This is a genomic window from Roseomonas sp. HF4, from assembly GCF_005222755.1.
Classification (GTDB): Bacteria; Pseudomonadota; Alphaproteobacteria; order Acetobacterales; family Acetobacteraceae; genus Neoroseomonas.
Window position 1 is genome coordinate 30753 of the sequence record NZ_STGD01000020.1, and the last position, 24989, is coordinate 55741.

General features: G+C 70.6%; 30 protein-coding genes. 23 read left to right on the plus strand and 7 right to left on the minus strand.

Translation table 11 applies throughout. From position 1 onward, the window contains the following. Positions 1 to 2 precede the first annotated feature (2 nt). The 10 genes from E8M80_RS22875 to E8M80_RS22920 all read left to right on the plus strand — a co-directional run bounded on the left by E8M80_RS22875 (position 3) and on the right by E8M80_RS22920 (position 7155). Positions 3 to 2114: a prohead protease/major capsid protein fusion protein gene (locus E8M80_RS22875; RefSeq protein ID WP_137128052.1), complete on the plus strand. Its 2112-nt coding sequence runs from the start codon at positions 3 to 5 to the stop codon at positions 2112 to 2114. A 103-nt stretch (positions 2115 to 2217) separates the two neighbouring features. After that, positions 2218 to 2949: an endonuclease/exonuclease/phosphatase family protein gene (locus tag E8M80_RS22880; RefSeq protein WP_137128053.1), complete on the plus strand. Its 732-nt coding sequence runs from the start codon at positions 2218 to 2220 to the stop codon at positions 2947 to 2949. Positions 2950 to 3056: 107 nt separating this feature from the next. Beyond that, a complete protein-coding gene (locus E8M80_RS22885) occupies positions 3057 to 3407 on the plus strand; it encodes a DUF2190 family protein (protein ID WP_137128054.1) in 351 nt (116 codons plus the stop codon). Next, positions 3407 to 3805 carry a M15 family metallopeptidase gene (locus E8M80_RS22890; RefSeq protein ID WP_137128055.1) on the plus strand — a complete coding sequence of 133 codons (399 nt, stop codon included), beginning with the start codon at positions 3407 to 3409 and terminating at the stop codon, positions 3803 to 3805. The genes E8M80_RS22885 and E8M80_RS22890 overlap by 1 nt, the downstream gene beginning before the upstream one ends. Further along, positions 3802 to 4194, plus strand: coding sequence for a hypothetical protein (locus E8M80_RS22895; protein WP_137128056.1), 393 nt, complete (start codon positions 3802 to 3804; stop codon positions 4192 to 4194). The genes E8M80_RS22890 and E8M80_RS22895 overlap by 4 nt, the downstream gene beginning before the upstream one ends. Before the next feature lie 162 nt (positions 4195 to 4356). Further along, positions 4357 to 4665 carry a hypothetical protein gene (locus E8M80_RS22900; RefSeq protein WP_137128057.1) on the plus strand — a complete coding sequence of 103 codons (309 nt, stop codon included), beginning with the start codon at positions 4357 to 4359 and terminating at the stop codon, positions 4663 to 4665. Between the two features lie 9 nt (positions 4666 to 4674). Further along, positions 4675 to 4995 (plus strand): phage holin family protein, encoded by a 321-nt coding sequence (locus E8M80_RS22905; protein ID WP_137128058.1) that lies wholly within the window; start codon positions 4675 to 4677, stop codon positions 4993 to 4995. After that, positions 4992 to 5720, plus strand: a complete 729-nt coding sequence (locus E8M80_RS22910; RefSeq protein WP_137128059.1) for a DUF6441 family protein — start codon at positions 4992 to 4994, stop codon at positions 5718 to 5720. Before E8M80_RS22905 ends, E8M80_RS22910 begins: the two co-directional genes overlap by 4 nt. Then, positions 5717 to 6163 carry a hypothetical protein gene (locus E8M80_RS22915; protein ID WP_137128060.1) on the plus strand — a complete coding sequence of 149 codons (447 nt, stop codon included), beginning with the start codon at positions 5717 to 5719 and terminating at the stop codon, positions 6161 to 6163. The genes E8M80_RS22910 and E8M80_RS22915 overlap by 4 nt, the downstream gene beginning before the upstream one ends. A 35-nt stretch (positions 6164 to 6198) precedes the next feature. Next, the gene (locus tag E8M80_RS22920; protein WP_137128061.1) at positions 6199 to 7155 is read left to right on the plus strand and encodes a phage tail tube protein; all 957 of its coding nucleotides are present in this window, start codon (positions 6199 to 6201) and stop codon (positions 7153 to 7155) included. A gap of 250 nt (positions 7156 to 7405) precedes the next feature. Here E8M80_RS22920 and E8M80_RS22925 read toward each other — a convergent pair whose 3' ends face one another. Beyond that, on the minus strand, positions 7406 to 8821 hold the full coding sequence (locus E8M80_RS22925) for an RICIN domain-containing protein (RefSeq protein WP_137128062.1): 1416 nt from the start codon (positions 8819 to 8821) through the stop codon (positions 7406 to 7408). Between the two features lie 278 nt (positions 8822 to 9099). Between E8M80_RS22925 and E8M80_RS22930 the strand changes: the two genes are divergently transcribed. From E8M80_RS22930 to E8M80_RS22965, 9 genes are all read left to right on the plus strand, one after another. Further along, positions 9100 to 9477, plus strand: coding sequence for a hypothetical protein (locus E8M80_RS22930; RefSeq protein WP_137128063.1), 378 nt, complete (start codon positions 9100 to 9102; stop codon positions 9475 to 9477). Positions 9478 to 9641: 164 nt separating this feature from the next. Continuing rightward, complete coding sequence (locus E8M80_RS26140) at positions 9642 to 9791, plus strand: hypothetical protein (protein ID WP_170979585.1); 150 nt, start codon at positions 9642 to 9644, stop codon at positions 9789 to 9791. 1 nt (position 9792) lies between these two features. Then, the gene (locus E8M80_RS22935; protein ID WP_137128064.1) at positions 9793 to 11961 is read left to right on the plus strand and encodes a tape measure protein; all 2169 of its coding nucleotides are present in this window, start codon (positions 9793 to 9795) and stop codon (positions 11959 to 11961) included. 14 nt (positions 11962 to 11975) lie between these two features. Further along, positions 11976 to 12665, plus strand: a complete 690-nt coding sequence (locus tag E8M80_RS22940) for a hypothetical protein (RefSeq protein WP_137128065.1) — start codon at positions 11976 to 11978, stop codon at positions 12663 to 12665. Beyond that, positions 12662 to 13240 carry a hypothetical protein gene (locus E8M80_RS22945; RefSeq protein ID WP_137128066.1) on the plus strand — a complete coding sequence of 193 codons (579 nt, stop codon included), beginning with the start codon at positions 12662 to 12664 and terminating at the stop codon, positions 13238 to 13240. The genes E8M80_RS22940 and E8M80_RS22945 overlap by 4 nt, the downstream gene beginning before the upstream one ends. Continuing rightward, entirely contained in the window at positions 13240 to 13593 is a 354-nt protein-coding gene (locus tag E8M80_RS22950; protein WP_137128067.1) for a DUF6950 family protein, read from the plus strand. The genes E8M80_RS22945 and E8M80_RS22950 overlap by 1 nt, the downstream gene beginning before the upstream one ends. Continuing rightward, positions 13593 to 15599, plus strand: coding sequence for a phage tail protein (locus tag E8M80_RS22955; RefSeq protein ID WP_137128068.1), 2007 nt, complete (start codon positions 13593 to 13595; stop codon positions 15597 to 15599). The genes E8M80_RS22950 and E8M80_RS22955 overlap by 1 nt, the downstream gene beginning before the upstream one ends. 11 nt (positions 15600 to 15610) lie before the next feature. Continuing rightward, a complete protein-coding gene (locus tag E8M80_RS22960) occupies positions 15611 to 17437 on the plus strand; it encodes a hypothetical protein (RefSeq protein WP_137128069.1) in 1827 nt (608 codons plus the stop codon). Between the two features lie 188 nt (positions 17438 to 17625). Further along, positions 17626 to 17832: a hypothetical protein gene (locus E8M80_RS22965; RefSeq protein ID WP_137128070.1), complete on the plus strand. Its 207-nt coding sequence runs from the start codon at positions 17626 to 17628 to the stop codon at positions 17830 to 17832. A gap of 273 nt (positions 17833 to 18105) precedes the next feature. On the opposite strand, the gene E8M80_RS22970 is transcribed toward E8M80_RS22965, so the two are convergent. After that, positions 18106 to 18483 (minus strand): CBS domain-containing protein, encoded by a 378-nt coding sequence (locus tag E8M80_RS22970; RefSeq protein WP_206035725.1) that lies wholly within the window; start codon positions 18481 to 18483, stop codon positions 18106 to 18108. Between the two features lie 15 nt (positions 18484 to 18498). On the opposite strand from E8M80_RS22970, the gene E8M80_RS26760 reads away from it, so the two are divergent. Then, positions 18499 to 18717: a hypothetical protein gene (locus tag E8M80_RS26760; RefSeq protein WP_240790180.1), complete on the plus strand. Its 219-nt coding sequence runs from the start codon at positions 18499 to 18501 to the stop codon at positions 18715 to 18717. A gap of 212 nt (positions 18718 to 18929) precedes the next feature. On the opposite strand, the gene E8M80_RS22980 is transcribed toward E8M80_RS26760, so the two are convergent. From E8M80_RS22980 to E8M80_RS22990, 3 genes are all read right to left on the minus strand, one after another. Next, positions 18930 to 19988, minus strand: a complete 1059-nt coding sequence (locus E8M80_RS22980; RefSeq protein WP_170979586.1) for a tripartite tricarboxylate transporter substrate binding protein — start codon at positions 19986 to 19988, stop codon at positions 18930 to 18932. A gap of 47 nt (positions 19989 to 20035) precedes the next feature. Then, complete coding sequence (locus E8M80_RS22985) at positions 20036 to 21013, minus strand: tripartite tricarboxylate transporter substrate binding protein (protein ID WP_137128073.1); 978 nt, start codon at positions 21011 to 21013, stop codon at positions 20036 to 20038. A 62-nt stretch (positions 21014 to 21075) separates the two neighbouring features. Beyond that, positions 21076 to 22020 carry a cupin domain-containing protein gene (locus tag E8M80_RS22990; RefSeq protein WP_240790182.1) on the minus strand — a complete coding sequence of 315 codons (945 nt, stop codon included), beginning with the start codon at positions 22018 to 22020 and terminating at the stop codon, positions 21076 to 21078. A 180-nt stretch (positions 22021 to 22200) separates the two neighbouring features. Between E8M80_RS22990 and E8M80_RS22995 the strand changes: the two genes are divergently transcribed. Further along, complete coding sequence (locus E8M80_RS22995) at positions 22201 to 22857, plus strand: glutathione S-transferase family protein (RefSeq protein ID WP_137128075.1); 657 nt, start codon at positions 22201 to 22203, stop codon at positions 22855 to 22857. Continuing rightward, positions 22854 to 23060 (plus strand): DsrE family protein, encoded by a 207-nt coding sequence (locus E8M80_RS23000; protein WP_137128076.1) that lies wholly within the window; start codon positions 22854 to 22856, stop codon positions 23058 to 23060. Before E8M80_RS22995 ends, E8M80_RS23000 begins: the two co-directional genes overlap by 4 nt. A 45-nt stretch (positions 23061 to 23105) precedes the next feature. Here the strand turns inward: E8M80_RS23000 and E8M80_RS23005 are convergent, their stop codons facing one another. Next, positions 23106 to 23513 (minus strand): tripartite tricarboxylate transporter substrate-binding protein, encoded by a 408-nt coding sequence (locus E8M80_RS23005; protein ID WP_206035724.1) that lies wholly within the window; start codon positions 23511 to 23513, stop codon positions 23106 to 23108. On the opposite strand from E8M80_RS23005, the gene E8M80_RS23010 reads away from it, so the two are divergent. Further along, positions 23444 to 23932, plus strand: coding sequence for a glycoside hydrolase family protein (locus E8M80_RS23010; RefSeq protein ID WP_408906274.1), 489 nt, complete (start codon positions 23444 to 23446; stop codon positions 23930 to 23932). The two genes, E8M80_RS23005 and E8M80_RS23010, sit on opposite strands and share 70 nt — an antisense overlap. A gap of 246 nt (positions 23933 to 24178) precedes the next feature. Here E8M80_RS23010 and E8M80_RS23015 read toward each other — a convergent pair whose 3' ends face one another. Further along, complete coding sequence (locus tag E8M80_RS23015; protein ID WP_137128078.1) at positions 24179 to 24919, minus strand: hypothetical protein; 741 nt, start codon at positions 24917 to 24919, stop codon at positions 24179 to 24181. Between the last annotated feature and the right edge of the window lie 70 nt (positions 24920 to 24989).

The window sequence follows — 24989 nt, forward strand, 5'->3', positions numbered from 1 at the left end:
GCATGACGACCTTGGCCGACCCGAGCGGCAGCGATGCCGCGCCGGAACACGCCGCTATGCTCGATCAAACGCCCACCGCTGTGCAGTCGCTCGTGGCGCAGCGCGCCATCACCGCGCCTGCCACCGTCGATCGCGCTGCGCGCACCGTCGAGGTGGTGTGGAGCACCGGCGCGCGGGCCCGCAACTTCGTCCCGGCCCTCGGCCTGATCACCGAGGAACTGGAGATGTCGCCGAACGCGGTGCGGATGGAGGCGCTGCGCTCCGGCCGCGCCCCGGTGCTCGACACCCATCGCCGCGGCGGCGCGCGCGACGTGCTGGGTCGGGTGGTGGCAGCCCGCCTCGAGCGCGGCCGCGGCTATGCCACGCTGCAGTTTAGCTCCGCGGCTGACGTCGAGCCTGTTTGGCAGCGCATCGCCGACGGCACGCTGCGGGCCGTCAGTGTCGGCTACCGCGTGCATCGCTACGAGCCGTGGCCTGACGCCGCCAGCGGCGAGACCGTCCACCGCGCGGTGGATTGGGAGCCCTTCGAGATCTCCGTCGTGCCGGTCCCCGTGGACCGCGACGCCGCAGTCCGCGCGCAGGGGGAGCAGGGCCTCCCCGCGCCAGCGATCGAGCCCGCCCTGCCTGATGAGGATCCACCCATGCCCGAGACGACGCCGGAGACCCCGGCTGCTGCCCCGTCGGCGCCGCCCTCCGCCGCGCCGTCCACCACCCCGCCCCAGGAGACCACCGTGACCACCACGCTCAGCGCCCCGGCGCGCGAGCCGACTCGCGCCGCACCGGACCTCGACGCGGTCCGCGCGGAGGCGCAGCGCGCCGAGCGCGAGCGCATCGCCGGCATCGACACCGCCGTGGAGGCCGCCCGCGCCTTGCTGCCGGCGGACCGCATCGCCCCGGTGCGTGCCGAAGCCATCGCCCAGGGCTGGACCGGCGACCAGGCCCGCCGAGCCCTGTTCGACGCCTTGGTGACGCAGGGACCGCGTCCCTCCATTCCCGCCCGCCCCGAGACCGGCGCCAGCCACGATGACCCGGCGCAGATCCTCGACGCCATGGCCGAGGCGCTCGCCGCCCGCGCCATGCCCGGCTACCAGCCGCAGGGGGAGAGTGGTCGCTCGGGCCGCCACGCCGAGTTCATGGGCTGGCGTCCCTCCGACATGATCGGCGAGCTGCTGCGCGCCCGCGGCGAACGCAGCGTGCCGCGCAACCCGACGCTCCTGGCCGAGCGCGCCTTCCACACCACCTCCGACTTCCCGCTGCTGCTCGCGGCGGCAGCCAACAAGATGCTGCTTGCCGCCTACCAGCCGGCGCAGCCGACCTACCGGCAGATCTTCCTCCGCCGCGATTTTCGGGACTTCAAGCCGCACCGGCACCTGCGCATCGGTGACTTCCCGACCCTGCTGCCGCTCGCCGAGAACGGCGAGATCCAGGTCGGCACCATGTCGGAAAGCCAGGAGATCGTGCTGCTGCAGACCTTCGCGCGGCGCATCCGCGTCACGCGGCCGATGCTGGTTAATGACGACCTCGGCGCCTTCACTGACTTTGCCGCCGCCATCGGCCGTCGCGTCGCCGAGTTCGAGAATGCCACCGCCTACAATCTGCTGAACTCGGCCAATGGCGACGGCCCGACGCTGACCACCGGCAGCGCCGCCGTGTTCGCCACCGGCGCCGCGCGCGCCAACAAGGCTAGCACCGGCACCGTGCTCGACACCGACACCATCGGCGCCGGCCGCACTGCCATCATGAAGCAGCGCACGCTGGACGGGCTGCCGATCTCGATGGGCCAGACCATGCGGCTGCTGGTCGGGCCGAACCAGGAGCTGGCGGCGCGGCGCGCGACCATCAACGTCGCCGCGAGTGAGATCGGCAAGGCGAATGTCTTTGCCGGCTTCGTGCAGCCGCTGATCGAGCCGCTGATCCAGGCGAACCGCTGGTACCTGTTCTCCGACCCGGTCGCGGCACCCGTCTATGTCTACGGCTACCTCAACGGCGCCGAGGGGCCGCAGGTCACCACCGGACCGGTGCAGGGCGCAGACGGAGTCGAGGTCAGCGTGATCTTCGACTTCGGCGTCGGCGCCATCGACTGGCGCGGCGCCTGGTTCAATCCGGGCACCTAAGGACAAGGTAGTCGGGTGCTGCTGCGTGCGCTGACGATGGGCGAGGATTGTGGCGATCTCGCCCATCGCTAAGGTGCGAAAAGCAATCTTGGATTCGGCCGCAATGCGTGTCGCCACTTGGAATATCAGGCATGGCGGCGCCGCCGGTGACGGACATCGCCGCGTTGTCGGCACGCTGCTGGGATTTGATGCCGACGTCCTCGTTGTTACGGAATTTCGTACGAACGACCGTGGTGCGGCGATCGTCGTGGCTCTGCAGAAGGCGGGGTACTACACCACCAACCCCGGCTCGCCTCCCAACCGAAACTCGGTCCTCATCGCCAGCCGAACGCCGATCACGACAACCCAGTCGCTTGTGTCCTCGCTTTCCGATCCCTGGCGGCTGTGGATGGCGGACCTCGGATGGGGCCGTGTGACGGGTGTCTACATGCCGAACCAGGAACGTAAGCTGCCGTACTGGGACAGTGTTATCAGTGCCGCATCCGGCCCCAGCGCACCATGCCTCCTCATCGGTGACTTCAACACCGGGCGCAACGATTTGGATAAGGCGGACAACGCGACCGCCCTCATCGGGGCCGAGTACATGGATCGCATCGGCGAGGTGGGCCTCATCGATCTCTGGCGATCCCGTCATCTCGACCGGCGCGAGTACTCTTGGTTTAGCACGCCGTGGAACAACGGCTTCCGGCTCGACCACGCCCTTGGGACCAGTCGCATCGCCGCGATGGTCACCGACTGCCGATACGATCACGCACCGCGTCTGGAGCGAGTTTCCGACCACTCGGCGCTGATCTTGGAGTTGGCGCTGACTGGACCAGCAACCAACGCGCGCTGAACGACGAACCGGCGCCATGGCGGCGCCGGCCATATCAAGACATCGCAGAACCATCCACGGGGCGCCCTTTCGGGCGCCCTTCGTGTTTCCGAGGAGGTTTCGTCACCATGCGCAACTGTATCCGTCCCGACGCGCGCTCCATCCCGATGGTGGTGCCCTATGCCGGCGGGATCCTCTCGGGCCAGGGCATGCTGGTCGGCGCCTTCTTCGGGGTCGCGGCGTCCGACGCCGCGCAGAACGCCAGCGTCGACTGCGAGACCCGCGGCGAGTTCGAGCTGACCAAGGAGCCCGCTCTGGCCATCAGCCAGGGCGCGCGCGTGTTCTGGGACGACACCAACCGCCGCATCACCACCACCGCGACCGGCAACTTTCAGGTCGGCCTCTGCACTGTCGCCGCGCTGGCGGCCGATGCCACGGTGCGCGTGATGCTGGCCCGTGTGCCGGCCTCGGGGGCGTGATGAGCGCGCTGCTGCCGCGCGACCGCGCGCGCCTCGAGGGCGTGCACCGCGACCTGGTGCGCGTCGTCGAACGGGCCCGCCCGGCGGTACCCTTCATCGTCACGGAGGGGCTGCGCTCCCGCGAGCGCCAGGCCCGGCTGGTAGCCATCGGGGCGTCACGCACCATGAACAGCCGGCACCTCACCGGCCATGCCGTCGATCTCGCCTACTGGCGCGACGACGGCGACGGTGCGGTGGAGCAGGGCGAGATCCGCTGGGATTGGCCGCTGTATGAGCAGATCGGCGCGGCAATGAAGGCTGCGGCGAAGGAGCTCGTCGTGCCGATCGTCTGGGGCGGCGACTGGGCTTCCTTCCGCGACGGGCCGCATTTCGAGCTCGACCGCAAGGCGTACCCGTGACCGGCGCGGCCATCCTGTCGCTGCTCGGCCGGCATGCGCTGCCGATTGGGCTCGCGGCAGCCGTCCTGCTCTACGCCACGGCCGCCTGGCACTTCCGCGCCCAGCGCGACGCCGCCCGCCTGGACGCAGCGACGGCCAGCCGCACGGCGGAGGCGAATGCCGCTGCGCTCGCCCAGGTCACCGCCGAGCACGCGCGCCACATCGCCGCGCTCACCGGCGAGGCCGAGCGCGCCCGCGCCCTGGCCAAGCGCCTTGGTGCCAATCTGGAGGCCCTCCGCCGTGACCCGAGCCACGCTACCGGCGCTGCCCCTGTGCTGCGCGATGCTGTTGACCGCCTGCGCGCCGGCCGCACCGCCGGAGATCCGGCTGCTGCCGCTCCGTCTCCCTGACGCGCTGCTGGTCTGCGCGGAGGCACCTGTCCTACCGGCCACGCACGACTTGACTCAGGGACAGGTGGCGGAGCTGTTGCTGGCTTACGACGCCGCCCATGCCGACTGCGCCGGGCGGCTGGCCGCGGTGCGCCGGCTCAACCCCGCCGACGGGGGCGAGTAGTGAGCGCCTTCGCCGATGCGATGAGGGCGCTGGTCGCCGATCCGAACCTGGGCGCCGAGGCAGCCTATCGGCAGGGCGGCACCGGCCCGGCAGTTCCGGTCCGCGTCCTGCGGTCTTCGCCCGACCGCGTGGCTGATGCCTTCGGGACCGAGATCGTCGCGGCGACCGACATCCTCTCCGTCGCAATCGCCGTGCTCCCCGACCTCGCCGCCGGCGACAGCTTCGCCCTCGGCTCCGACCTTCTCACCGTCACCCACGCCGAGCGCGACGCCTCCGGCACCGCCTGGCGCGCGCTCTGCCAGCGATAGGAGTTCGCCATGCCGCAGAACGCTCTCACCCTGCTGGAGATGTTGCGCGACCTGCTGCTCGGCGCCGCAGCCGGCCTCGCCGGCGGCTTCGTGCGCTGGAACAATCCGGAGCGCCGGCGCTTCGGCTGGTGCCTGGCCTGGGAGGTCCCCTCCGCAGCCCTGGTCGGCAGCGCCGGCTATGCGCTCGGGGGCTTTCTCGAGTTCAACGAGTACGGCCGATTCCTCTTTGCCTTCGTGTTCGGCTACCTCGGCCAGGCAGCGTTGCACGATCTTGCCGTCGCCATCATCCGCCACCGCACCGGCCTGCCGCCCGGCGGCGGCACGCCGTGAGGCTGGCCGCCCGTATCGTCGGCGACCTGTGGCAGGTGCTCGCGGCCGAGGTCCGGGCCGGCGAGCGCGCGGCGATGACGGCGATCCGCGCCGAGACCGAGCAGGTCAAGCAGGAGCTGCGCCGGCAGGTGACCAGCAGCTTCGGTGGCAATGCGCGGGGGATCGCCAATGCCTGGCGCTCGCAGGTGTTTCCCCGATCCGGCCAGTCGCTGCGACCCGCCGGGCTGGTCTGGACCAAGGTGCCCAACGTGATCGACGCCTTCGAGCGCGGCGCGCTGATCCGCGCCAAGGGCGGCCGGAAGTTCCTGGCGATCCCGACCGGCTTCAACGCGGCGCGGGGGCGCCGCGGCCGTGGCGAGAAAGGCATGCGCGTCACCCCGGCGCAGATGGTCGCGTCCGGCCAGGCATTCCTGCGGCCGTTCCAGTCGGGACGGGGCTTCGTGTGGTGCCTGCCGCTGCGCCAGGGGACACAGACCGAACGGCGGCGACGCACCCGGCTCATTGCCGGCGGGCTCGCCGAGATCGGCACTGGCAATCGCAAGGGCCGCGAGGCCTGGGCGCGCGGCATGCTCGCCCGCGGCATGGTGCCGATGTTCCTGCTGCTGCCGCAGGTGAAGCTGGCCAAGCGGCTGGACGTGAAGGATGCCGCCGAGCGCGGCCTGCGTCGGCTGCCCGGGCGCTTTGTCGCAGCCTGGGAGCGCGAGAGCGGGAGGCCGGCGCCATGAGTATGCGCGAGACCGCGATCGCGGCGCTGCACGGTCGGCTGGCAGCGGCGCTGGGATCGAGAAATCCCGCACCCTTGGTCCTGCGCGGCGAGACGGTGCCGCAGCGCCTGCGGCCGGGCGGGCTGGTTGTCATCCGCGACGGCGAGACGGTGGAGGAGACGGCGATCCTGTCGCCGCTCGCCTGGGCCATCGAGCACCGCGCCGAGGTCGAGGTCACCGTTGGTGGCGCGACGCCGGCTGCGCGCACCGCGCTGCTCGACGCGCTGCTGGTGGACATCGCCGCCGCCATCACCGCCGAACGCACCCTCGGCGGCGCCGTGGAATGGGCGCAGCCCGGTGCGCCCGACTTCGAGGATGTCGAATTCGAGGGCGCCGCCGCCGCCCGCGCTGCCTCGGCCCCCGTCACGCTGTTCTTCACCGTCGCCGGCTCGACGCTGGCCTGACGCTTCTTCCTCCCCGCTGATCCCGGAGACCTCCGATGCCCCGTGCCATCGGCGCCAATTGCCGCCTGCTCATGATCCCCGAGGCGACCTACGGCACCGCGCCCGCGGGCGACTGGCTGCGCATGCCGTTCCTCTCCTGCGACCTTGGCGCCGAGCAGCCACTGCTCGATGCTGATGTGATCGGCGTCGGCAGCAGCCGTGATCCGGCGGCACCCTTCCTCGACACTGTCACCGTGCAGGGGCAGGCGGTGGTCCCGGTGGATCTGGTCAACATCGGCCACTGGCTGCGCCTGCTGCTCGGCGCGCCGACCACCATCGGCACCAGCCCGAACTTCATCCACAGCTTCGGCTCCGGTGCCGCGGCGCTGCCCTCGAACAGCGTCGAGATCGGCTACCCCGACGTGCCGAACTACGATCTTTGCACCGGCGTGCGCGCCGACACGCTGGAGATCGACTTCTCGCCGACCGGCCCCGCCACGGCGACCTTCGGGCTGATGGGGCAGGGCTCGACGCGCGGCGCCTCGAGTTCGGGTGGCACGCCGACCTCCGCCGCCTACACCGCCTTCAACAAGGCGCAGGGCGCGATCAGCCGGAACGGCGCCGCGCTCGCGCAAGTGACCGGGGCGCGACTCACCTATGCCAACGGCATGGAGATGGTCCGCACCATCCGCGCCGACCGGCAGGTCGAGGGTGTGGATCCCGGCATCGCGCGCGCCACCGGCCAGATCACCGCGCGCTTCGCGGACACCACGCTGCTGACCCAGGCGCAGGACAACACGCCGGCGGAGTTCGCCTTCAGCTACACGATCGACGCGAACCGCAGCCTGACCTTCACGCTGCACGAGGTCTACCTGGCGCTGGCCAAGACCCCGGTCGAAGGTCCGGGCGGCGTCGAGGCGAGCTTCGAGTTCCGCGCGGCCTTCAACGCCACGGCGACGTGCATGATGACAGCGGTGCTGAAGAACCAGCAGGCGGGGACGGGGTATGCGTGATCGCGCCAGACAACGATGCGAGTCTGCGTTGGGCGGCGAGCGGACGCTCTCGGGTCCGCTCCCGACTGTTCAGCCGGAGACCTCCACCCTCGGTGGCAACCACCTCCGCTCGACGAGCGCCGCTTTGCGCCCATCGGCGTTGCAAGCCCTGGGACTACGTGGCCGACCGGGTCCCGATTGCACCGGCATTCACAGGTCTGCCGCGGCCTTGGCCGTTGCCATCACCCGTTGGTGCAACGGAGGTCCGAAACTAGCGAGTACCCTGGCGCCGGCTCCAGTCCGCGTCGACCGTGCTCCAGCCCTGCCGGGGGCTGCCGTTGCAGGACTGAAGCACCAGCTCCGCCGCGGGGCGGAAGGAAACGCGCTCCGCGCCCGGCGGCACCGCGGCGGCCAAGCAGGTGCCAGTCCCGCGGTTCCGCATCGCGGTCCACCGGTCGCTCGTCGGCGGCTGCGCCGTGATGTCCCAGGCGTGCGCCGGGTTCGCCGCGTCGCACGGGCCGAATCGCACCTGATCCAGCCCCGACGCGACCGCGCAGCGGCCTGACGGCAGGTGCACGAGCCAGCCTCGCGCTGAGACGAAGCCCCACACCTCGAAGGCGTTCTCGACAGGACAGCTCGGCGCCGGCGCGCTTGGCGTGAACACGACAGCGCCTGCGACGCAGGTCACGAAGCGCAGCGGAGCGCCCATCGGCCCGTCCGCCGGCGGCACCAGCGGCCGGTCCAGGGCAAGATTGTAGAGGGCGCGGCGGCGGTCCATGCCCCCCGGCGGGAAGCTGGTGCCAAAGGAAACCTGCTCCTCAGCGGCCGGCCACTGATCGGCAATGATCGCCGCGATGCGGTCGCGCAGCGGCCCGACTGCCGCAAGGCGGCACGAGACCACTTGGCTGACCCAGGTCCAGCCGGGCGTGTCCTCGTGGCCGTCGAGGCGGCGGGTCATGCAGCTCGAGGCGACACCCACGACTTCGCGCCGGAAGCCGCGCGCGTGGTTGTTCGGGTCCACCCAGACGCGGATGTAGCTCGGGCCGCCGCTGTCCCCGCCCGCGATCGACACGCGGGGCGGGATCGCGAGCGAGAGGGTGCTGGCGTCAGCGCCGGTCACGTCGAAGAAGGCCGTGCGGAACTGACCATCCCCAACCGCCGCCACGTCCGTACCGCCGACGCGCTGCGCGAGTTGATAGATCCCGGCGCCGAAGGTCTCGACCCATTGCACGCGATCGTTCGGCCGGGCGGTCACCTCCGGCAAGTTCGGGTCATTTGGTGTGCGCATCGCAAGCCGAGTGCGGACGAGGGCGGCGTCGATACCGCTTTCGCTGAAGAGCTCGCGCACATCCTGCACGACGAGCGGCCCCGGCTGCCAGGCGCGCGTGACCGTAACCTGCGAGGGGGGCACGGTTGGCGTGGGTAGCGTCAGGTCGCGCACGCAATGCGCCGCCGTCAGCACCCAGTAGGCGTTAAGCGCAACACCGCTGCAAAAACTGCTGTTCACCCGGATTGTGACAAGGCCGAGCTCGCGCAGGATCTGGTCGGGCGTTGTCTCCCCCGCCACGAGCGGCTGCTGCTGGCTGACGGGGTTGGGCGGTTCCTGCTGTGCTGCGGCGTGCGGCGCGGGAAGCACGAGCGAGGCCAGTGCCAGCAGGCCGGCCTTCGTGAGTGTGAGCTGTCGCATCGATCTCTCCTCTCTGAGGACGCGCAGTGTGTCGGCGTGGGTGATGGCGCGCTGTGCGCCAAGCCACAGGTCCGGGCCTTAGGGTGAACCTCCCGACCTGAAACGGGCGGGGCGGTCGCAGGGCGAAGCGGCCTCGTTCTCTCCGTGTTGGCAACGCCCCTGATCTCTGCACGGCCGCGGCCGGCATTGCTTCAAAGTTAGGTCGGGCTACCCCATACTCGCCGTTTGCGTTTCTTGCAGCGGCTGCCACCCCCACGATTACGCAGATAGAGAACCGCATGCTGACCCTCGACCTCCCGGCCGAGCCGTACTGGCTCGACCTGCCGCGCGGCGTCCGCGTGGAGATCCGTTCCGTGACGACCGCGGTCATGGCCGCCGCGCAGGCTGCTGCCGCGCGCCGGCTCGCCGCCATTCGGATCGCGGACCCGGATCTCGACCCCGACATGTCGCGCGGCTTCTCCTTCGCCTTCCTGGTCAAGGCACTCGCGCGGCACGCCGTCACCGCCTGGGAGGGCGTCGGCGACGCCGACGGCAAGCCGCTGCCGCTCTCGCCCGAGGCGGTCGAGCGCCTGATGGACCTCGACGACATCGCCGCGTCCTTCTGGGACCGCGCAACGGCCCCGGTCGCCGCGGTGGCCGCCGAGGGAAACGGCTGAGGGCCCGCGCCGCCTGGCACTTCGGCCGCGGGCCCGAATACTGCCGCGGCTGCGCCGCCCTCGGTCGCGATTGCGTCGATGCCTGCCCCTACGCCGCTCACGCCCCGACCAGCCTCGAAGGCCACGCCTGCTGGGCGGCCGGCACCGCCTGCGCGGAGGTCACCATGGCGGGCCTGACCCTCGACACCGCCGGCGCGCTCGCCGCCACGCGCGACCTCGGCGCCGCCGGCTGGGCCGCCGCCGAACTGCTGCTCGCCATCCGCATCGGCATGGCCGAGGGCAGTGCCGCCCGCCGCGAGGGGGAGACCACCTGACATGGCCGACGCCACCCGACGTGTCTCGGTCCGCCTGTCGCTGGACGACGCCGCGCGCGTCAAAGCCGAGCTGCGCGAGGTCGGCGAGACGGGCCAGCGCTCCCTCGACCAGATCAAGGGCGGCGCCGAGCGCGCCTCGCGCTCGCTGGAACTACTCGACGTCGCCACCCGCGGCATCCAGCTCGCCGGCGTGGCCGTCGCCGCCCGCGCGCTGGTCCAGGCCGGCGATGCGCTGACCCAGAGCCTCTCCCGCCTGCAGAACGCCACCGGCTCGGTCGAGCGCGCCGGCCAAGTCTACGAGGCGCTGTACCGCAACGCGCTCTCGACCGGCGTCGCCGTCTCCGAAAGCGTCGACGCCTTCCAGCGCTTCTCGATCGCCGCGCGCGAGATCGGCGCCACCTCGGACCAGGTGGTCCGCTTGGTCGGCGGGCTGCAGCGGGTCGCCATCGTCTCCGGCGCTTCCACGCAGGAGATCTCCTCGGCCACGCTGCAGCTCGCCCAGGCGCTGGCCTCAGGCGTGCTGCAGGGCGACGAGCTGCGCTCCATCCTCGAGGCGATGCCGCTGCTGGCCGAGGGACTGGCCAAGGAACTCGGCGTCTCGATCGGCGAACTGCGCAAGCTCGGCTCCGAGGGCAAGCTCACCGCCGAGCGGGTCTTCCCTGCTCTGCTGCGCGCCACCGAGCGGCTCGGCGCGGAACTCGACCGCGCCCCACTCTCCCTCGGCCGTGCCTTCGGGCAGCTGAGTGCGGCGACCGAGAACTTCCTTGGCCAGCTCGATCGTGCCATCGGCTTATCGAACGCGCTGGCCCGCGCGCTCTCCGCTGCCGCCCGTGCGGTGGACGGCGTCCGCCAGGGCGCCGGCATGCTCAGCGAGGAGGAACGCTTCGCCGGCATGCGCCGCCAGGCCGAGGCACTGGCGGCGCAGATCGCCCGGCTGGAAAGCCAGCAGGACGGCCGCGCCAGCCTCAGCGCCCCGGTCCGCCGCGGCAGCATCCGTCCCGGCCTGGTCGGCACCGCCGAGCAGCAGGCCGGGGTGGATCGCGCGGCCCGGCTGGAGGAACTGCGCCGGCAATACACGGAGCTCCAGGCCGAGATCACCCGCGGCGAGCAGGCCGCTGGGGAGCGCCAGCGCAGCGAGCAGGAAACCGCTGCCGCCCAGGCTGCCGAGGCGCGCCGGCGTCGCGCCGCCCAGGACGTCCAGGAGCTCACCCGCGACCTCGACGACCGCTTCCGGATCAACCGGGAATACGAGGAGCGGGTCCGCCGGCTGCGCGAGGCCGAGGCCGCCGGCGGCGTCACCGCCGCTGAGCGCACCCGCCTCGAGACCCTGGCGCTGCAGGAGCGCGACGAGGCGCTACGCCGCCTCGAGCCCCGCGTCGCCGCCGTCCGCCGCGCCAGCAATGAGGGCGCGCGGGAGGCGCGGGAGGCGGAGCGGGAGCTGAACGAGCTGCTGCGCGAGCGCGAGCGGCTGATCCAGCAGAACGAGACCGCCTATGAGCGCTACCAGCGCCGGATGGCCACCCTGTCCAGCCTGGTGGAGCGGGCGGAACGGGCCGGCCGGGCGGTGCCCGACGAGACCATCCAGCGCGAGGCGGTCGCGGCGATGGAGGAGCTGGAACGGGCGGAGGAGCGTGTGCAGCGCGGCGCAGAGCGCACCTCTGACACTATCCGCGAGCTGGGCCTGACCTTCTCCAGCGCCTTCGAGGACGCGATCGTCAAGGGCGAGAAGTTCTCCTCCGTGCTGGAGGGCCTGCTGCAGGACATCACCCGCATCCTCGCCCGCAAGGTCATCACCGAGCCGTTGGGCAATGCGGTCTCGGCCGGGCTGTCGGGCATCTCCTTCGACAGCCTGTTCACCGATGTTGGCTCCTGGCTCGGTGGCCTGTTCCGTGCCGAGGGCGGGCCGGTCACCGCCGGCCAGCCCTACGTCGTCGGCGAGCGCGGCCCGGAATGGTTCGTGCCCCGCCAGGCCGGCACGGTGCTGCCGAATGGCACCGCGCCGGGCGGGCCGACCATCCACACCAGCATCAGCATCGACGCCCGCGGCGCCGATTCCGGAGTCGAGGCACGGCTACGCCTGCTCGCCGGGCAGATCGCCCGCCAGGCCTCGGCGATGACGCTGGATGCCATCCGCCGCGGCGGCGCGGCCTACGACACGGTGCGCGGGTAGGGGGAGGCGTCAGCATGAGCGAATACGCCTGGCCCGCCGCGCTGCGGCCGTCGCGGCTGAGCTTCTACCTGCAGCACAATACGCTGCGCTTCGTCTCGCCGGTCAGCCGCGCCACCCAGGTGCTGCGCCGGGACGGCGCGCGCTGGATCGCCGAGGCGAGCTTCGATCCCCTCAACCGCATCCAGGCCGGCGTGCTGGAGGGGCTGCTCGCGGCGCTCGCTGGCTCGGCCAACACGGTGCGCATCTGGGACTGGCGGCGGGAGTACCGCACCGGCGATCCGCGCAGCCAGGGCGAGGTGCCGAGCGGACCCTACTCCTTCTCGGACGCAACCATCTTCACCGATGGCACGGGGCTGGTGGTGGGATCGGGCACGCCGTCGCTGGCGGCCGGTGCCGCGCGCGGCGCCCTCTCCCTGCAAACGCAGGGCTGGTGGCCGAATGCGGTGGCTGTCGGGGCGGGCGACCATGTTGGCCTCGCCGGCCGGCTCTATATGGCGACCGAGACCGTGGTCGCCTCCGGCACCGGCACGGCGACCATCCCGATCGCTCCGCCGCTGCGTGCGGCCGCACCGCTCGCCGAGCCGCTGGTGCTGACCACCCCGACCGTCGCCATGCGCCTCGCCTCCGACGACGAGGGCGCCAACCCGATCCGGCCGGGGCGCTTCACCGCGATCACCATCCGCTTCGAGGAGGCTCTCCCATGAGCGAGGGCATCACCGCCACGCCGCGGCTATCGCCCCAGGCCGCGGCGGCGGCGGCCGCGCCAGTGGCGACGCCGGTGGTGCTGGTCGAGCTCGACTTCGCCTCCGGCCCCATCCGCGCCTGGACCGGCCTCGGGCCGCTCAGTTGGGCTGGGACAGTATACGAGGGCATGGGCACCATCGGCGCCGTCTCCGACATCGAGGAGACCGCCGAACTCAGGGCCGTGCGCATCACCCTGACCCTCTCGCCCGTGCCGCATGAGGTGGTCGATATCGCCCTGGCCGAGCAATCCTTCCGGCTGCGCCCGGCGCGGCTGTGGGGCGCCCTGCTCGATGCCGAGGGCGCCTTCGTCGCCGACCCGTTCCCGCTCTGGGCCGGGCTGATGGACACCATGCAGGTGGTGGACGGAGCGGAACCGCGCATCTCGCTCACCTGCGAGAGCCGGCTCGTCGACCTCGAGCGCGCCGAGGTGCGGCGCTACACCGACGCCGACCAGCAGGCCGAGTATCCGGGGGATCGCTTCTTCGAGTTCGTCCCCGCCCTGCAGGAGGCGGAGATCCGGCTGCCGGCCAGCTGATGGCCCGGCTGCCGGATTGGCCTACGCGGCTGGCAGCCCTGCTCGCCGCGGCCGAGACGCGCCCCTTTGATGCGCATCGCTGGAACTGCGGGCGCTTCGCCCTCGCCGCGGTGCACGCCGCCACCGGCCGCCGGCCGGGCTGGCGCAGCCTTGCTTCACTGGAGGCCACTGCCGACAGCGCCGGCTTCCCGCGCATCCCACCGGCCTTCGCGCGTGCCAGCGATGTCGTCCTCGCCGCCGAGCCACCGCGCCTCGGCGTCGTGGTCGATGGCGGTCGTGCGGCCTTCGTCGGGCCGCGGGGGCTCATCCGGATTTCACTGACCAATTGCGCCACTGCCTGGAGGATTGGCTGATGCCGGCTGCGGTGCCGCTCATTGCAGTGGCTGCCGCCGGCGTCGCCTCCGCCGCCGTCGGTGGCGGGATCATCGGTGCCGTGGTCGGCGCCGGCGCTGCCTTCATCGTCTCAGCCATCGGCCAATCGGTCTTTCCGCAGAAACAGAAAAAGCAGGCCAGCCTCAGCCCACAGGCGGCGGCGATCGCCGGCTTCGACGCCGGCCAGCCCGGCGCCGGGCGCACCCAGGCCTTCCGCCAGCCCGTCACCGAACACCAGCTCGTCCTCGGCCGCTGCAAGGTCTCCGGTCCGATCGTCTTCCTGCACTCGGCCATCGACGATGGGGGGCGCGCGGACGGGTTTCTCTATTCCGTGGTCGTGCTCGCTGCGCACCGGGTCCGCGCCATCGGCGAGGTGTTCCTCGGCGACAAGCTCGAGAGCGATGGATCGCTCGCCGGGCTGGTGCGCATCGATCGCCATCTCGGTGACACCGACCAGGCGGCCGACGCCAACCTGATCGCCGAGACCGGCGGCCAGTGGACCAGCGCGCATCGCGGCCGTGGCCGCGCCTATGTCGCCGTCCGGCTGAAGCTCACCGCCGAGGGCTTCCCCGCCGGCCCGCCCAACATCGCCGCCATCGTCGAGGGCGCCGACACCATCCTCGACCCACGCACGGGGATGGTGGGCTGGTCCGACAACCCCGCCCTGCTGCTCGCCTGGTACCTCACCGCGCCCTTCGGCTGGCGGGCCGCCTGGGCCGACATCGACATCCCCGCCCTGATGGCCGCCGCCAACATCTGCGACGAGTTGGTGGGCACCCGCGCCGGGATCTACGAGCGCCGCTACACCGCCAACGGCGTCCTCTCCCTCGCCGAGGGTAAGATCGCCATCACCCGCAAGCTCGCTGCTGCCATGGCCGGGGCGCTGGTGGTCTCGGGCGGGCGGTTCTTCATCCATGCCGGGGCGCCGGCGCTGCCGGCAGCGACGCTCACCTCCGATGATCTCCGCGGCGACGTCACCATCCAGGGCGCCCGGCCACGACGGGATCTCTTCAACGGGGTCCGCGCCGTCTATGTCGAGCCGGCGGCCAACTGGCAGCCAACCGACGCGCCGCCGCTGCTCGCCTCGAACTACGTCGCCCAGGATGGCGGCGAGATGATCTATCGCGACCTCGAATTCCCGCTCACCACCTCAGTCAGCACGGTGCAGCGGCTAATGAAGGTCGAGCTGGAACGCAACCGCCGCCAGCGCACCGTGGCCTTTCCCGCCAACCTCTCGGCGCTGCGCCTGCGGCCTTGGGAGGCGGCGACGGTCGCCCTCGACCGCCTCACCCCCTTTCCGGCGCGGGTCACCGCCTGGTCGCTGGCCGCCGAGGGCGGTGTGGACCTCACCCTGGAGGAGGAGGACGCCGCGGTGTGGGACTGGAACCCGACGGTCGATGAGCGCGCGACAGGGAGCAACCCCGCCGTGGTGCTGCCGAACCCCGGCGTCATCGCAGCACCCGCCAGCATCGCGGTGGAGACGCCGCAGGCGACCACGTTTGCCGTACTGGCCGTCTCCTGGGCGGCGGTCGGCTCCTCGCACCTCGTCGGCTACCAGGTGGAGTTCCTGCCGGCCTCCGTCGCGGCCTGGCAGGGCTACGGAGGGTCTCTGGGCGCCACGGCGGCCGTCCTCCCCACCGCCGAGCCGACCGGCTTCCGGGTGCGCGCCGTGGCGCGCAGTGGGGCGGTGTCGGGCTGGCGGCAGGCCCTCGTCCCGGCCGCGGTGGCGGCGCCGACAGCGACGGGGATCGCGGGCGGCATCCGCCTCTCCGGCAGCTTCCCGCCGGACGCCACCAGCCTCCAGGTGTTCGAGGCCAGTTCGAACAGCCTCGCTGCCGCGGCCAAGCTGCCGGAGGAGCCGACCAGCCTCTTCTGGGACCGCACCGGCCTCAGCGCCGGCGACACCCGCTGGTACTGGCTGCGCGTCGTGTCGGCCGAGGGCAACGTTTCGGCCCTCGTCGGGCCGGTGACCGCGACTGCGCTGTAGGGAACTCCACCATGCCCGCCCGCATCGACGACCTGCTGGTGCTCGACACCGCGGTCAGCAAGACCGACCTCGCCAAGTACCTGCGCGACCGGGAAACGGTGCTGCCCGCCGACTTCGGCGGATTGGGCGACGGCGTCGCCGACGATCGCGCCGCCATCCAGGCCGCCTTCGATCGCGCTGCGGCCGACCAGAAGTTCGCGGTGATCCCGCCCGGCACCTGGAACGTCTCCGCCGGCGTCACCCTCGGCGGCGGCGCCCGCGGGCTGATCATGCATGGCGTCATCCGCTACACCGGTACCGCCGCGGCGACCGTCCTGACCCTCGGCGATGGCGGTACCACCCGCAATGGCGAGAAGCACTATGCCGGGCTTCAGGTCACCCGGCAGAGCCAGTCCGACTGGCTCGACGAGGCAGATATCGGCATCCTGGTGCGCAACATCGACGCTTCCGTGGTCGAGCTGCGCCTGGTCTCGGGCTTCACCATCGGCCTGCGCACGTTGGGCGACGGCCGCGGCGTCGAGGACAGCACCTTCCACCTCGGCCGCATCCTCAACAACCGCATCGGCCTCGATATCCACTGCGCCACCGCGACCGCCTGGAACACCTCCATCCGCTACTATGGCGGGCACTTCGCCATCGCGACCGGGATCAACCCCAGCATCGACCGCTTTGGGATCCGGCTGTCCAGGGCGGAAGGCGCCTATTCCAACCACAATCGGCACGTCTTCGACGCGCCGAACTTCGAGCTGCGGCAGCTCGATCCGAACGTCGCCATCCCCTTCCTGAACGAGACCAGCGGCTCGGCGATCATCGGCCGGGCACTGCGCATGGAGGCCTGCTCGCCGATCGTCGCCCGGCACACCGCGGCGGCGCAGGATTGCGAATACGAGGTCGCCTGGTCCAACACCTACCAGGTCACCATCGACTACGCCGCGACCGCCACCCGCTGCGGCAACACCGTGCTCAACCGCCATCGTGCCCCGGCGTCGCGCCATCTGCGGCTGCTCGGCTCCGTGCCGAATGTCCGGGCCAAGGCCTTCCGGCACAGCGCGACCGAGATCGGCGTTGAGGGGCTGGCAGTCGTCGCCACCTCGACCACCTCCGCCACGACGCTCGCCGGGCTGTCCTTCAACGGGCTGGACGACATCACGGCGACCTCCCGCGGGCTGCTACTCGCCGCGCAGCGGGGGTTGGCCTTCGTGGTGGAGTGCTCCCAGGCCAAGGAGTTCGCGCTGGTGCATTCGCTCGTCGGTGGCGCCGACGGGGGGCGCATCTTCGTGCGCTGCTTCGATGCGGCGATGAATGTGCGGGAGAACCTCGCCGGCGATGCGCTGGCCTCGATCACCACCCTGCTGTGGAACATCCCGTCCAAGGCCTGGACCGGCGGCGCGGCCATGGCGGACGCCTCGCTGAACAAGCGCATGACGGTGCGGCTCGGGCCGGGGGTCGCTTTTGCGCAGATCGGCATCGTCGGCTTCGACGGGCAGATCGAGGTCGAGGCGCTCCGGCTCTATGGCCTGCCGGAGGCGGCACCGGCGCTGCTCTGCGGCACGCCCGCCCTGCCTGTCGGGCAGCGGGAGTTCGCCGCGGAGGTGTCGTGGGATCTGCCGAGCCTGGCGCCGGGGGCAACCAGCCTGCTCGACGTCACCGTCAACGGTGCTCGGCAGGGGGACCAGGCCCAGGCCGCGCTGGCCTCGTCGACGCGCTTCATCGAGCTCGACGCCGCGGCCTGGTCGAACAACACCGTGCGCATCGTGGCCAGGAACATCGCGCCGGCAACGTTCGACCTGAGCTCGGCAACGCTCTCGGTGCAGGTGACGAAGCGACGCGCCCCATGACCGTTATGCTGCGCCCCGAGCGTGCGGCGTGATCGCGGCGGCGTGGGCGCGCCTGCAGGGGTGGGTGGCACTCGTAGGCTTGGCGATGGACGCGCTCGGTGCCGCGTATCTGACCGGGCGTCGCGACGGCCGCGATTCACGGCACGCCGAAGCTGCGCGCGAAGAACAATGGACGAGGAGGGCGGCGAATGCGGAAGCTCGCAATGCTGAGCGCACTGGCGCTGCTGAGCGGCTGCGGCGCGGCGATTTCTGATCGCCCGTGTCCGCGGGTGACGGAGTTCCCGGCCGAGATTCAGCGGCAGGCGGCGACGAAACTCGCGACCGCGCCGGCGCTGGCGCGCATGATGGACGCAATGGCGGCGGATCGCGCATTCAATCGGGTGATCTGCCGCTGACCATCATCGCGTCGACCGTGCCCGGCGCTCCAGGCGGGTGTGCCGAGCGACAGCAGGCACGGTCGATCGCTGATGATGCAGCCGGCCTTATGACGGCGAGCCTGGTGGGCACCAGCGGGTTAGCCGCCATCCCCATCACCGCCACCGATCCGCCCCACCATGCGGCGTATCCGGCGGTCCCCGCGCTCTCGGGTCCGGGTCCCCAAGTCCATCGGCACCACGATCGCAGCATCATCGAAAGATGACGCCGGCGGCGCCACTGCCGTTCGTATGTCAGCCCCCGGGGCCGTCCCTCATGACGTAACCCATCAGGTCGCCCACGTTGCGCTCCAAATCCCGAATGATGTCCTTGACGACGTCTCCAATCGAAATCACGCCCACGACCTTGCCCGCGTCCAGCACAGGCAGATGGCGAAAGCCGCGCGCCGCCATCATTGCCATGCAGCCTTCCAGCTGGTCCTCCGGCTTGACCGTCACCGGGTTGCCCGTCATCACCTGGCTTACCCGCGTGTGCTTCGCATCGAGCCCGGGCAGCAGCACTTTGATGGCGCAGTCACCCTGGGTCACGATACCGACCAGCACGTCGTCGTCGATAACCAACACCGACCGGACGCGGTTGTCGCGCATCTGGCGCAGAGCCTCGACGACCATGTCGTCGGAACTCACATGGACCAGGGCGCCACGCTTTTGGGCCAAAGTGCCTTTGACTGTATTCATCGATTCCTCTCGTGGGCCCTGTCCTTCCCCGTCTTGGTAGTCTGCATTGAAGGTAAGTGCATCGGCAACGTCGACGTGACGGTGCCGGGCGCGCGGCGGGGCAATTTCGCGGACGCCTCGCTCGACACCAGCAGCATCGCGTTGGTGCTGGATTGCAAGTGTGGTTGAACAACAGCGTGCGGCTTACGGCCCGAAACGTCAGCGCCTCGACGGTTGACCTCGCGGCGGCAGCGCTGTCGGTGCAGGTCGTAGAGTGCAAGATCGTTTGAGCGGCAGCCCCCGGCGTTGATCCAGAGCGATAGGACATCGGGACCAGCCGCATGGGTGCAACCGGTGCTACAGGCGAAGACGCCCTGGCAGGGAGCTGTTGGCGACGAGGTCTACTCCGCTCGTACGCCAGCAGCGCGAGCCGCTGCACCCCATCTCTCCGCCTCTGACCTCACGAAATTGGCCATCTCAGTACGCGTCAGCGAACGGCGCGGCACGCCGCCCAGCCGCGCCGTCAACGCCACCGCGTCTGGGGCTGACATCGCCGCCTCTGATGCGGCGTGCAAACGGTCGACGAGGTCCGCCGCGAGCCCTGCTGGCGCGCAGAGCCCGAACCAGACGGTGGCGACCAGATCGACGCCCTGCTCGCGAAAGGTAGGCACCTCGGGACGCGTCGGAAGCCTCTGCGTCGACGCCATGGCCAGGAAGCGCAGCCGATCGTTCCCGGACAGTTCGCCAAACCCTGCGACCGTTGCGTCGATGCGCCCGGCCACCGTCTCCAATGCCGCAGCCGTGCCGCCGCGAAACGGCACGTGTACCGTCTCCGCTCCGGTAAGCGTGCGCAGCATGTGCAGGCTGACCTGCGCCGCTGTGCCATTGCCCGGCGTGCCAACGTTGAGGGTCGCTGGCCGCGTGCGTGCCGCAGCGAGGAAGGCGTCAAGGTCGCGCCAAGGCCGGTCGGCCGAAATCGCGAGGACCAGCGGGAACTCGCCGAGCAGCGCGATATGCGTGAAGTCCCGTAGTGGGTCGTAAGGGATAGTCGGGTAGACGGCCGGCCCCACAGCATGCGGCGCCAGATTGCTGAGGCCGAGCACATGACCGTCCGGCGCGGATTTCGCGACGATATCGGCACCGATGGTGCCGCCCGCTCCGGGGCGGTTCTCGACAATGACGGGATGGGGCACCGTGGCTGCCATCCGATCAGCGAGGCGCCGGGCCAAAAGGTCAGGCGATCCCCCCGGCGGAAACGGCACGACAAGACGAACTGGGCGAGCAGGCCAGGTATTCGCAAGGCCGGTACGCGACACGGCGAGCGTTGCGGGGGCGCTGAGCGCGAAGATCGTGGTCAGTAGCGGGCGACGTCGCATCAGCATGTCCTCTCGGTGTAGGGCACAGCCTTCCAAAAATCGGCGGCAACGCCTCGGCGATACGCCGATGTCACGGCCGTCCATTTTCGCGCCCGGCTCCTCACCATCACCGTGACCGACAACGCCATTCATCATTCCTCGGGCCTGAAGCCAGTGGCGCGCACGATCGATTCGTAGAGGGCCCGTTCTGCACGCATGCGCGCCGCGAGGTCGTTCGGGGCAAGGACCTGTGGAGCGGTTTCGGTGGTGGCGAGGCGCTGGCGCAGGGGCGCAGCGGCGACCGCTTCGACCACTGCAGCATGCAATGCCATGACGACCCGGTCGGCGGCTCCTGCTGGCAGCATCACGGCGCCAGTCGCCTCGTCCTCGGGAAGCTCGGCAAAACCGGCTTCCATCAGCGCTGGCACATCCGGAAGGCTATCGAGCCGCCGCGAACCGCTGACGGCCAGCATTCGCGCGAGGCCGCCGCGGACCGCCGGGATCCCGTCACCGAGCACACCGATGTAGCTGTCGATCTGGCCCCCGAGCAGATCCTGCAAGGCGGGCGCCGCGCCTCGGTAGGACACAGCCGTAAGCGGAACCCCCGAGCGCTGCGAAACTGCGAGTCCGATCAGGTGCTGTGGGGCACCGACCACCGGCGGAGCGAAGGTTGCGCCGCCGCGTCCACGCGCCCAGGCGAGGAACGCGGGAAGGTCGCGCGCGGGATGATCGGCCCGCACCAGCCAGCAGAAGCGGGTGACGCCGATGGTTGCGACGGGGGTGAAGTCCGTGAAGGGATCGTAGCGGGTGGTGCGCGGCATCGCGACCGGCGTCAGCGTCATAACAGGCAATGGCGTCAGCAGTATCGTGGCGCCGTCCGGCGCTGCTGCCTTCACTGCCTCGGCGGCCAGGCGTACACTGGCGCCCGGCCGGTTCTCGACGATCACCTGCGGCGCCCAGCGGCCACGCAGCTGCTCGGCGAGCAGCCGGGCGAGGGTATCGTAGGGACCGCCCGGCGGAAGCCCGATCACGATCCGCGCCGTCCGATCGAGTGTGGTCGTGGCCTCGGCCGTCCGCGCCATTCCGGCCAGCGCGCCGAGCGCGAGCGCGCCCCGCCTCGTGATGTGCATGTTCCTGATGCCTCGCCATGAAGTCCCGAGGGGAGGCTAGGCGAGCGGAATGCGCATCGTCGTCATGCGGATGCATGACGCGCGGCCGTGCGGGCCGCGCCGGCACGGAAGATCCGCGTAAGCAGCAAGCGAGTCGTTCCTGCAGCGGCGTTGCGCCCGCGATGCATGACCCCGGGACCGAAATGCAGCAATTCGCCCGAGCCGCTGATGCGCCGCTGATCCGCACCCCATTCGCCGTGCTGGCTGCCGTCCAGGACGTAGACGATCTCGTGCAGGTCTGCGTGCCGGTGCAGGGAGGTCGTCCTCCCTGGCGCGAACTCCAGGTGCGAGACACGCGCTTCCTGGCGGCTGGCCTGCGCGAGGTCGCCACGGAACAGGTCAAGGGGCCGCAGCGGCCAGCCTGGCAGTCCCGAGGCGGCCGTCCCCATCGCGAAGCCCGCCGCAAATCCCGCCTGCACGGCCTCGGTGAGGGCCAGCGGCATGAGCAGTCGGATCAGATCGGCCTGGCGATGCGTCCCGGTCTTGTCCATCAGCCGGGACATCAGGGTGCGAACAGTATTCACGCTGACGCCCCGTTGCTCCGCAATCTCGCGAAGCGTGGCGCCCTGGAGTAGGCCGACGGCGACAGCCGCTTCTGCTACGGTCAGCCCGAACGCCTGACGCAGCAGATCCGTCCCTGGTCGCGGCGCAGTTTCCGGATCGTGCAGCAGCACCAACGCGCCGACAGGACCGGTGGCCGTGGTCGCCAACGGCGAGATGGTGGCGATGAGGGGCAAGCCATCGCGCCTCCGAAGCGCCACGGCGCGCAGCGGGGCCAGACGGTCGGTGGGCGTTGCGGCAAGGGCGGCTCCGACGGCCTCGTCCAGCCGGGGGCCACCCCAGCGTCCCGCCAGCCTGCCCGACTGGACCGACACGCCGTCACCGAGGCGCAACATCGCCTCGGCCACATCGGTGACGAAGCCGATGCGGCCTGCGCGATCGAGTACGACAATGCCGGGTGAGGTCATGTCGTTCACCACTGATTCAAGTGTCAAAGGTTGGCGAGCGAGCGGCCCGCTGGTCAAGCGACTTCGATGCGGCAGAGCTCGGGTACTCGCCATTATAGGGGCGGTGTTCCGGAGTGGGCAGCCGCAGTTCCGCTGCGCTAGGCTCCGCCAGAAGCCAATCCGCTGCGAGAGTCATTGGGTATGGTCGACACCGACAGAATCGTGCTCTGGGGCTGCGCGACCCCGCGTACCCTGCGTGCGCATTGGGCGCTGCACGAGTTGGGCCTCGACTACCACTGCGAACCGATCCAGCCACGCGCCGGCGGCGCACCGAACGAAACATTCACCAAGCTCAACCCGCGCGGCAAGGTCCCGGTGCTGCAGCATGGCGACTTCACGCTGACCGAGAGCGCGGCGATCGTGAACTATCTCTACGCGACTTATGGTCCTCCCGACGCGCCGGCGGCAGCTAGCGACCCGCGCAGCCGCGCCCGCTACGACGCATGGTGCTTCTTCCTGATGACAGAGCTCGATGCGACCAGCCTCTACGTGCTGCGTCGCCATGTCGGGCTGGCACACGTCTATGGTGACGCACCTGCCGCTGTTGAGGCCGCGAAGGTCTATTTCCTGAAGCAGGTTCAGGCGGTGTCTGACACGCTTGCCGATGGCCGCCCCTGGCTGATGGGCGAGACGTTCAGCGGTGCCGATATCCTGCTCACCTCGTGCTTCGCGATGGCGCTGCCGCATGGCCTGCCGCTGACCGACACCCTGGCCGCTTACCGCGATCGCGCAATTGCTCGGCCAGCCCACGTCGCTGCGCTGGAAGCAAATCGCCCTGAGCACTGGAGCATTCGTTGAGTCCGCACGAGGGCCAGGGCACCGGGTGGCTCGGTGCGCACCTGGCCGAGATTCTGGCCCATGGCGGGCGCATCGCGCTGTCCGGCATGTCGGCGCGGGCGCGCGGGCTGGGCGAGGAACTGATTGCTGGCAGACCGGCCGAGTTCGCCCAGCCGGATGTGCTGGTGCCGCTGGCGGCACAGGCCGAGGTGGTCATCACCTAATGATCGCCGGCAACGTCCGAAGCCGCCAAGCCCGCATTGCGTGGGTCAGGCCGGCCCGACGTGCCGCAGCCCAGCCTCCACAAGGGTGCGCTGCGCGGCGACGCGGGCGGCGAGGTCAGCCTCCCCGCCGGCGAAGGGCGTCTGCCCGGCGGTGCGAACGCGGCCGGCGAACGCCTCCTCCGCCACCGCGGCGCGCGCCGCTTCCACCAGCGCTGCGCGCACCGCCGCAGGCTGCCGGGCATCAGCGAAGACGCCGACGAAGCCCTCGAAGACATAGTCGGGAAAACCCTGCTCAGTGGCCGTCGGCACCTCTGGCGCGGCGGGCGAACGTACGGCGTTGGTCACGGCGAGCAGCCTGATCCGCCCGGCCCGGGCTTGCGGCAGTGCGGTCGCGAGCGGCAACGCGGCGATTTGGATCCGGTTCGCAGCCAGGTCGTTCAGCATCTCGGGCACGGCCCGGTAATGCGCGCGTCGTTACAGTGCCACTCACCAATGGTCAGCACGGAGCGTTGATGTTCTTCGCGTTCAGCCTTGGGCACAGCACGGTGGCGGGGAAGCCGCTGGCGAACATCGCGGCGACGCTCAACCGGGGCGACTATGACGGCGCGCTCCGGCGCATGGGGCTCTACGTGAAGCAGCGCCAGAACGGGCGGCTCGTCACCGTGCCAGGGTTGGTGAACCGGCATGCCGCGAAGGTCGGGCTGTGGGCACGCGGGGAATTCATCGCCAGCCGGCATGTCGCGCCCGCGGCGACCGCGGCGCCCGCGCTGCAGGCGCTGGCCGGCGTGCCGGTCTGGATCGGCGTGGCGCTGGTGGTCGCTGTCGCAGCGGTGGCCGTGGCCTTCCTGCTACGACGGGAGCGCATGGCGTGATCACCGCGGTCTGTGCGCGGGTGCAGGGCTGGTTTGCACTCGCGGGGGCAGCACGGGTAGCCATCGGCGCCGCGTATCTGGCCGGGCGGCGCGAGGGCCGCGATGCCCGTCACGCCGAAGCCGCGCGCGAGGAACAGAGGACAAGGAGGGCGGCGGATGCGGCAGCTCGTGAGGCTGAGCGCCTTGGTGCTACTGAGCGGCTGCGGCACGGGCGGTGGGGCGAGCGCCGTTACGGAGCACTGACGATCAAGGTGCGATAGTGATCTCACGTGAAGCCGCTGGCTCGTTGTCGATCAGAAGGTCCAAGCGGTAGCGCCCGACTGGCCAATCGCGCGGCATGGAAACATCGAACTCCAGTGGCGTGTTTTCAATATACTGCCGCTCGATCATCGCGCGCGCGACTTCCGCCGCGCCGCCTGCCGTTTCGACCGCGGTGAAGATCCAGGTTATCCGTGCCCCATCCGTGCGGGATCCCTGGGCGCGGGTAGCAAAGAAAATGCTGCGATCACTCGGGCGTGGCCGCGGCGCAGACTCAAATTGACCTTGGCCGAGCGAGCGTTCCACCAAAATCTCGCCCACCGTGATCGGCCCATTGCGGGGCGATTCGGGGCGGACCAGGAAGGGCAGAGTTGCGATCGCCTGTCCGTTCCGGGACAGGGCGATGCCGTATTCGCCAACAGGCCAGTTGCGGGGCAAGGACACGGCGATCGGGAGAGTGCCGGCGTTCTCGATGGCAATTGCGGTTTGGCCGACGGTGGCCCCATTGCTCTGTGTGGTGTTGACCGAGAAGATACGCACACTGATTTCCTGGCCTGCTGACGCCCGGTCGAATCGTATGACGAAAAGCAGCCGGCGTTGTGTTTCCAGGAATGCATTGCCTGGCATCGGCGCGGCCTGATGGCCGCGTGGCGTGTCGGGCAGCAAAAGCAGTTCTGTGGGCCTCGGCAGCGGCCCTCCGCGCACTCTTTCCTGCGCCCCGACTGGCATGGCGAGACATACAAATATGAGGAAAGGGGCAAGGGAACGCATCGGCAACTCCGGTAGCATGGCGTGCGTC

Bases quoted from the DNA above. Each gene is read 5' to 3' on its own strand.
- E8M80_RS22875 (WP_137128052.1), top strand. From the start codon at position 3: ATGACGACCTTGGCCGACCCGAGCGGCAGCGATGCCGCGCCGGAACAC.
- E8M80_RS22880 (WP_137128053.1), top strand. From the start codon at position 2,218: ATGCGTGTCGCCACTTGGAATATCAGGCATGGCGGCGCCGCCGGTGAC.
- E8M80_RS22885 (WP_137128054.1), top strand. From the start codon at position 3,057: ATGCGCAACTGTATCCGTCCCGACGCGCGCTCCATCCCGATGGTGGTG.
- E8M80_RS22890 (WP_137128055.1), top strand. From the start codon at position 3,407: ATGAGCGCGCTGCTGCCGCGCGACCGCGCGCGCCTCGAGGGCGTGCAC.
- E8M80_RS22905 (WP_137128058.1), top strand. From the start codon at position 4,675: ATGCCGCAGAACGCTCTCACCCTGCTGGAGATGTTGCGCGACCTGCTG.
- E8M80_RS22915 (WP_137128060.1), top strand. From the start codon at position 5,717: ATGAGTATGCGCGAGACCGCGATCGCGGCGCTGCACGGTCGGCTGGCA.
- E8M80_RS22920 (WP_137128061.1), top strand. From the start codon at position 6,199: ATGCCCCGTGCCATCGGCGCCAATTGCCGCCTGCTCATGATCCCCGAG.
- E8M80_RS22925 (WP_137128062.1), bottom strand. From the start codon at position 8,821: ATGCGACAGCTCACACTCACGAAGGCCGGCCTGCTGGCACTGGCCTCG.
- E8M80_RS22930 (WP_137128063.1), top strand. From the start codon at position 9,100: ATGCTGACCCTCGACCTCCCGGCCGAGCCGTACTGGCTCGACCTGCCG.
- E8M80_RS26140 (WP_170979585.1), top strand. From the start codon at position 9,642: ATGGCGGGCCTGACCCTCGACACCGCCGGCGCGCTCGCCGCCACGCGC.
- E8M80_RS22935 (WP_137128064.1), top strand. From the start codon at position 9,793: ATGGCCGACGCCACCCGACGTGTCTCGGTCCGCCTGTCGCTGGACGAC.
- E8M80_RS22940 (WP_137128065.1), top strand. From the start codon at position 11,976: ATGAGCGAATACGCCTGGCCCGCCGCGCTGCGGCCGTCGCGGCTGAGC.
- E8M80_RS22945 (WP_137128066.1), top strand. From the start codon at position 12,662: ATGAGCGAGGGCATCACCGCCACGCCGCGGCTATCGCCCCAGGCCGCG.
- E8M80_RS22950 (WP_137128067.1), top strand. From the start codon at position 13,240: ATGGCCCGGCTGCCGGATTGGCCTACGCGGCTGGCAGCCCTGCTCGCC.
- E8M80_RS22955 (WP_137128068.1), top strand. From the start codon at position 13,593: ATGCCGGCTGCGGTGCCGCTCATTGCAGTGGCTGCCGCCGGCGTCGCC.
- E8M80_RS22960 (WP_137128069.1), top strand. From the start codon at position 15,611: ATGCCCGCCCGCATCGACGACCTGCTGGTGCTCGACACCGCGGTCAGC.
- E8M80_RS22965 (WP_137128070.1), top strand. From the start codon at position 17,626: ATGCGGAAGCTCGCAATGCTGAGCGCACTGGCGCTGCTGAGCGGCTGC.
- E8M80_RS22970 (WP_206035725.1), bottom strand. From the start codon at position 18,483: ATGGTCGTCGAGGCTCTGCGCCAGATGCGCGACAACCGCGTCCGGTCG.
- E8M80_RS26760 (WP_240790180.1), top strand. From the start codon at position 18,499: ATGGACCAGGGCGCCACGCTTTTGGGCCAAAGTGCCTTTGACTGTATT.
- E8M80_RS22980 (WP_170979586.1), bottom strand. From the start codon at position 19,988: ATGGACGGCCGTGACATCGGCGTATCGCCGAGGCGTTGCCGCCGATTT.
- E8M80_RS22985 (WP_137128073.1), bottom strand. From the start codon at position 21,013: ATGCACATCACGAGGCGGGGCGCGCTCGCGCTCGGCGCGCTGGCCGGA.
- E8M80_RS22990 (WP_240790182.1), bottom strand. From the start codon at position 22,020: ATGACCTCACCCGGCATTGTCGTACTCGATCGCGCAGGCCGCATCGGC.
- E8M80_RS22995 (WP_137128075.1), top strand. From the start codon at position 22,201: ATGGTCGACACCGACAGAATCGTGCTCTGGGGCTGCGCGACCCCGCGT.
- E8M80_RS23015 (WP_137128078.1), bottom strand. From the start codon at position 24,919: ATGCCAGTCGGGGCGCAGGAAAGAGTGCGCGGAGGGCCGCTGCCGAGG.